At 44.0% G+C, this 6360-nt stretch carries 4 protein-coding genes and 1 tRNA gene; 1 reads left to right on the forward strand and 4 read right to left on the reverse strand.

The features are described from left to right. Positions 1-196 precede the first annotated feature (196 nt). Positions 197-2743, forward strand: a complete 2547-nt coding sequence (locus VIN08_RS09505) for a cellulase N-terminal Ig-like domain-containing protein (protein ID WP_331963686.1) — start codon at positions 197-199, stop codon at positions 2741-2743. A gap of 242 nt (positions 2744-2985) precedes the next feature. Here the strand turns inward: VIN08_RS09505 and VIN08_RS09510 are convergent. The 4 genes from VIN08_RS09510 to VIN08_RS09525 form a co-directional block, all read right to left on the reverse strand. Continuing rightward, positions 2986-3059 (reverse strand) — tRNA-Pro (locus VIN08_RS09510). Between the two features lie 49 nt (positions 3060-3108). After that, positions 3109-4143 (reverse strand): formylglycine-generating enzyme family protein, encoded by a 1035-nt coding sequence (locus tag VIN08_RS09515; RefSeq protein WP_331963689.1) that lies wholly within the window; start codon positions 4141-4143, stop codon positions 3109-3111. Between the two features lie 65 nt (positions 4144-4208). Beyond that, positions 4209-5120, reverse strand: coding sequence for a polysaccharide deacetylase family protein (locus VIN08_RS09520; RefSeq protein WP_331963692.1), 912 nt, complete (start codon positions 5118-5120; stop codon positions 4209-4211). A gap of 112 nt (positions 5121-5232) precedes the next feature. After that, positions 5233-6360: MFS transporter (locus VIN08_RS09525; RefSeq protein ID WP_331963695.1), on the reverse strand; the 1128-nt coding region annotated here is incomplete at its 5' end.

The raw sequence follows: 6360 nt of genomic DNA on the forward strand, positions 1-6360 counted from the left end.
TACATCGGAGGCACATCTCAATTACCATGTTTCATTGATCAATACCTAGAGCAAAGCAAGGTGTTTTTGTGTACAACAAAGGCATTAATTGCCTTGTATAGTGAATATGAAGCCGTGGAGAATGCAGGCGCCACTCAACATCGGTAATTTCTGTTTTTCAATAGATTAAATAAACAACACGCATAAACTTATACCAATGATAATAAGAGAGCTTTTCAAGCACCTAAAATCAATAACAACGTTAACGGTCTTGTTTTTTTCGTTAAGTCACGCCTACGCACAGGAATTAAAACTTAATGATCTCGAATACTTTGAAACGCAAGGCGTTAATGTCCTCGTTTACAGTAACCTTTTTACAGGGGGATTTAACGATGAGAAGAATGCTGGTATTGAATTAATTCATCATGGTGTGAGAACTGCCCAAGGCGGTGCTGTGAGGCTCTCCAACACGCCTGAACAATGGGATCTGGTTCCGGAAATACCGACCCGAAAAGTGGACCGTGCATCGAAAAGTATAGAGAGCATATTGCGGTATAAAGATTACGATTTCGATTCGCGTGTGATTGTTACAGCGAAGGGTAATGGTGTCGAAATATCGGTCTACCTGGACAAACCAATTCCGAAGGAACTTGAGGGAAGCGCGGGCTTCAATCTCGAATTTCTTCCCTCACAGTATTGGGGTAAAGCCTATATCGTAGACGGACGTTACAATCGATTTCCACGTTACGTGGTGGGTAACAGCGTGGCAAGACCCAACAACGAAAAGCCAAAACAATTTAAAGGTTACAAAACATACGATGACAGGGGTACCGGTAAATTCATTGATCCACTTCCACTGGAAAGAGGCCGTGCTTTTCTTCTGGCGCCAGATGAACCTTCACGCCTGGTGAAAATCACTTCGCAGGATGTAGACTTGATGCTCTTCGATGGACGTGTGCTGGCCCAAAATGGTTGGTTCGTTGTTCGTAGTATTCTGCCCTCAGGAAAAACAGGAAAAGTGTTAACCTGGACGATTGAGCCCAACGCAATCAAAGGGTGGGTGAGAGAGCCAAATATAGGTTTCTCTCAAGTCGGTTACATACCCAAACAACCGAAGGTCGCAGTAATTGAACTGGACAAGAAAGACAAGCCACTTGCCAACGCCTCACTATACAAAATGGACAACGATGGCAGTGCACGTGAGGTGTTCAGTGGCAAAATAGTTTCATGGGGTGATTACTATAAATATCACTATGTCAAATTTGATTTCACCTCAGTCACTGCCCCTGGTATATATTACATCCAATACGGCAATTTCAAAACGAACGACTTCTTGATTGAAAATAGCGTGTATGATAAAATCACGGACGCTACGAGTGATATATGGATTCCGATTCACATGAATCACATGTTCGTAAATGAAGCGTATAGGGTGTGGCATGGAGAACCTTTCAAGGAAGGATATCTTCAAGCTCCGCCAAACACCGATCATTTCGATCTGCATGCTCAGGGGCCGACAACGGATACAAAGTATAAAGCCCTTGAACTGATCCCGGGACTAAACGTTGGTGGATTTTTCGATGCAGGAGATTTTGATATCGAAACAGGCGCGAATATTAGCGTGGTACAAAACTTCGTTCAAACGTGGGAGTATTTTAAGCCGTTGCGTGATCAGACATTTGTTGATCAGAAACAACGCTATGTCGACCTTCACCGTCCCGATGGAATACCTGATGTATTGCAATTTATTGAGCACGGAACATTAAACCTTGTAGCGCAGGCAGAGATTGTTGGCCATATGACGCAAACACTTTCAAACGCTGTGCTCGACAATTACCACCACCTGGGAGACGCAGCTTCAATAACAGATGGACTTCCTTATAATCCAAATCTAGGTCCTTACGAAAAAGCAAAGGACGGGAGATCGAGCGGAGTTAAAGACGACATGTGGGCATTCACAAATCGCAATCCTCGACTCGATCTTTTCGCAGCTACAATGTTTGCTGCATCGAGCAGAGCTTTAAAGGGTTACAACGATGATCTTTCTGCCAGGGCCTTGGTACAGTCCAAGAGACTTCTGAAAGAAGCAACCGAACTTCTCGCAGCGAAGCCGGAAGACAATTCGCCTTGGGGAGCGTCAGCTAATGTTGGCACCAATCTTCAACTTTTTGTTGCGACTGGTGAAAAACAGTATCTCGATAAATTTCAGGAACTCCTATGGCCAGCGCTTGATCGCAACGTTAATACCACGCTGCTGACAGCTTTGAATGCCGTCCCGCATATGGACGCATCCTTCAAGGAAAAGCTTCGTCCCTACGTTGTCAAGTATGCTGATTATATAAAAGGATTAGAAAAGGAAAATCCCTATGGAGTACCGATTGTGCTGGGCAACTGGGCCGGCAGTGGCGCAATTTTAAATTTCGGCACCACGATCTGTTTTGCAAGCCAGTATTTTCCAGACGTTGTTGCCCCGAGTGAAGCGTTCAAGGCTACGAATTGGTTATTTGGTTGTCATCCCTATCATAACTATTCGCTTGTAGCAACTGTTGGCGCGACTCGTCCTAAGGCAGTCTTCTATGGTAATAATCGGGCCGACTTCTCTTTTATTCCCGGCAATGTCGCGCCCGGTATTTTATTCAGAAAACCCGATCACTTTGAAAACTACGATGACTGGCCTTTCCTCTGGGGACAAAACGAAGGCACTATCGCTGGTAATACGAATTATTTAATTTTCGGATCAGCGTTTCGGAATCTGGTGAAGTGATGCTTGGTTCAAGCTTCTATACTAAAGCTTAATGAAGACTATATCTCTCTGCCTATTTTAATTTTCTCGGAGAGTCCATGAATCCGCTTATGTAATTTGAAAGACTAGATACATACCAAATTGGATAAAGCATGCTTGAAGGGACAACTGTTTGATTAGGGAGTATATAATAAGGATCAAACTAAACGTGAAGACAAGTAAGGACATAAAAAAAGTGGATCAGAAAAATCCACTTTTTTATGTCGGGGCGACAGGATTCGAACCTACGACCTCCACGTCCCGAACGTGGCGCGCTACCGGGCTGCGCTACGCCCCGAGGTTTTCAAATTTAAGAAATCCTGCTAACGAGAAAATATATAGGTGTATTAATTCGCATCCTTTACACAACGGAACCCGATGTGCGATTGTCCGCTATCAATAGAAGTACCTTGACGTGCGCTTGGTCGATAGTTAACGCAATAATTACTCGCGCATAAAAATGAGCCTCCTTTTGTAACACGCTTCTGTGCGTACGGTTCGTTGGGATCGTATGATTGTGCCGGACCTTTGGGATCTTCTGTTATTGCCATCTTGGCGAGTGCTTGAAAATAAGTAGCATCATACCAGTCGCTGGTCCATTCCCATACATTGCCAATCATATCGTATAGCCCATAGTTGTTGGGTGGAAATGTTTTCACAGGCGATGATGAAGCAAATCCATCTTCGGCCAGATTCTTCGTAGGAAAACTTCCCTGAAATGTATTCGCCATAAATTTACCTTGTGGCGTAACTTCATTTCCCCAGCTATACCGCTCCTGATCTTTACCTCCACGTGAGGCAAACTCCCATTCAGCTTCTGTTGGTAATCGCTTGCCCGCCCATGTAGCATATGCCTGTGCATCTTCGTATGCTATATGTACTACAGGGTGATTCCATTTTCCTTCGAGGTTACTGCCGGGTCCTTCGGGATGTTGCCAGTCTACACCTTTCTTCCATTCCCACCATAATGTATAGTCGTTCAACATTACAGGTTGATCGGGCGCATGAAATACTAGCGAACCAGGAACAAGTACACTATCCGGTGGTTTGGGTGTACCCGGAGGAAGTTGCTTGCTGAGTTCTTCCCAGCTTGGTATGCGCTCTGCTATAGTAACGTATTGTGTGGCTTCAACAAATTGACGGAACTGTTCATTGGTTACTTCGGTTTCATCCATCCAAAAACCTTTTACACGAACACCATGTGCAGGGCGTTCATGTTCGTATGCATCCTGGGCATCAGTGCCCATGGTAAATTCTCCACCGGGAATCCATACCATTCCGGCCGGTTTTGATTCTGAAAGATTGTTGTCAGATGTTTTTGATTTTTCAGCGCACCCGATAAGCAATAACAGGAAGATGAAAACGCTATTGGCAGATTTCATGTGTATTGAATTAAGAATGATGGGTGGAATCGTCCGAAATATACTCCGGATTTTTTATATGCAGGTTATTTACCGGAAGCTTTCTTGAGTGCTTGCTCGTATGCCTGCGTAAATTCTTTCGGAGGCTCCGGTTGCTGGCGGAGAAGCACTCTTCTTACCTGCGGATCTTTTTCCCACCGAAAGAACCATGAAAAACCGTAGGGGCCGGCATAATAATCAGTCTGTTTGTATACATCGTTTTGAAGTGCAGTACGCAGATCAGTAAATGTATATCCTTTCTTTTTCAATTGTTCAATCAATACACCGAGGTAGTCAGCGTGTAGAGCATTGACATGTCCTAAAAAGATTTGAGGAATGGATGTGCCATAGCGTTTCATACCTATATTTTCAAAATGATCGAAGAGGCGAAGTGTATAGTCTATGTACGCCTGGCCTATCCGTTGTGCCTGGCTTTTATCGTGGTTATCGAGGGCCAGGAGATATAACGCATTGAACATATAGTCGGAGCTCTCTATGGTAAACGGTGTGCTGATATAGCCTTTTTCCTGTAGAAAAGATTGCATTTCAATTTTTGTAAGACTATCCATTCCGAGAGCATTATAAGGAAAACGGAAGTAGGTGAGCGATTTGCCGGTTCCCTCCAATAGCTTTTTAGTAATGACTTCTCCTTTTATAATCTCATCTTTAAAAATCGAAGATGATGTACGGGCATAACTTGGATGACTATAGGTGTGATTGCCGGGAGTGATGAGTGGATTGATAAGCCACTGTTTTAATACAGCAATACGCTCTTCTGTTTGATCATCGTGAATCAATGTGTTTTCATTGATGAAGATTGTGGTGGGGATAGAATGCGTAGTAATAGCGGTTAGTATATTTTCATTTGCACTTACGATGGTCTTGAGAGGAGCATCGCCTGGCCATGAAGTAAAAGGAACATCGTCTAACGTTATGGCTACCTGTTTTTGCTGGGCCATAGTAGTTACTGTAGATGTAATTGCTACGAGTAAGGTGAAGATATGTTTCTGGAAGATCATCTTTAAAAATACGCAAAGAGATCTCTTTCAGCTATACCACTCGTCAGAGTTTTTAAGATACCGTTCTCACAGTCGGGCGATATACAGTGAGGTAGAGAAAGGCTATAGCTGCGAATAAGCTACAGATAGCAAACGTAAGGAACACATTGGATGGATCATTGCTATAGATAGTGCCCGAGCCAACAGCTCCTAAACCAATGCCCAATTCCATACATATATAGAGTGAAGCAACGCCACGTCCTTTATGATGTTCATCACTCAAATCGGTAGCCCACGCAAGCAGAGTAGGGGAGGTGGCGCCTTGAGCAAATCCATAGATCAGCACACCGCAGATTACCATTGTAACAGAATCGGCCAAAGCAATGGTTAACATAGCAATAGCAATAAGACCGGTTGATATACGCAGCACAGGTTTGCGTCCCCAACGATCGGAAGCTTTCCCACCAACCAGTCTTACAAGGAGCGATGCTACTGTGAGGTATGTAAAAAGTACTCCTTTATTTTTGATACCTACCATTGCACCTAGATCGGGTATCAAAGTATACATAGCTCCATAAGCATAGGCACTGAATACCATTACGAAGCATGGAGCCAGTACACGCGGCTCGAACAGATCGGCTCGTCTGATCTTGAGTATACCTATATGAAAGCGATGTTTGTCGTGAAGGGTTTCTTTTATACCGATCAATATAAGTACAGAAATTATTGCGAAAGCGGATGAACAATAAAACATGGTATGCAAACCAAAGTGATTGGCAATAGTGCCGCCAACGGCCGGGCCACTGGCCATACCAACACTTCCGGCAGTGCCGAGCAAGCCCATCGCTTCGCCTCTGCGTTGTGCAGGAATTATATCGGAGAGATAAGCTGTTTGTCCTGTAGGAGTAAAACCCGTAGAGAAACCATGTACTAATCGTAATAATAAGAATCCGCAGACAGTTGATAGGACCGGGTATATCAGGCTACAGATAAAACAGACAACAGAACCAAGCATCATTACGGGCACGCGACCTACTTTGTCGGCAAGTCTCCCGCTAAACGGTCTTGACAACATAGCGGTGAGTGTGAAGAGTGATATGATGAGTCCTTTATACTCACCTCCGCCTAAGCTTGTTAGGTACTCAGGTAACTCCGGTATAATCATGTTAAAGCTGGCGAAAAACAGAAGCGAGCTTACGCA

Origin of the sequence: Ohtaekwangia sp. (assembly GCF_036568665.1) — a bacterium.
In the GTDB taxonomy this organism is placed as follows: domain Bacteria; phylum Bacteroidota; class Bacteroidia; order Cytophagales; family Cyclobacteriaceae; genus Ohtaekwangia.

Coding starts and splice junctions, on each gene's coding strand:
- VIN08_RS09505 (WP_331963686.1), top strand. CDS start 197: ATGATAATAAGAGAGCTTTTCAAGCACCTAAAATCAATAACAACGTTA.
- VIN08_RS09515 (WP_331963689.1), bottom strand. CDS start 4,143: ATGAAATCTGCCAATAGCGTTTTCATCTTCCTGTTATTGCTTATCGGG.
- VIN08_RS09520 (WP_331963692.1), bottom strand. CDS start 5,120: ATGGCCCAGCAAAAACAGGTAGCCATAACGTTAGACGATGTTCCTTTT.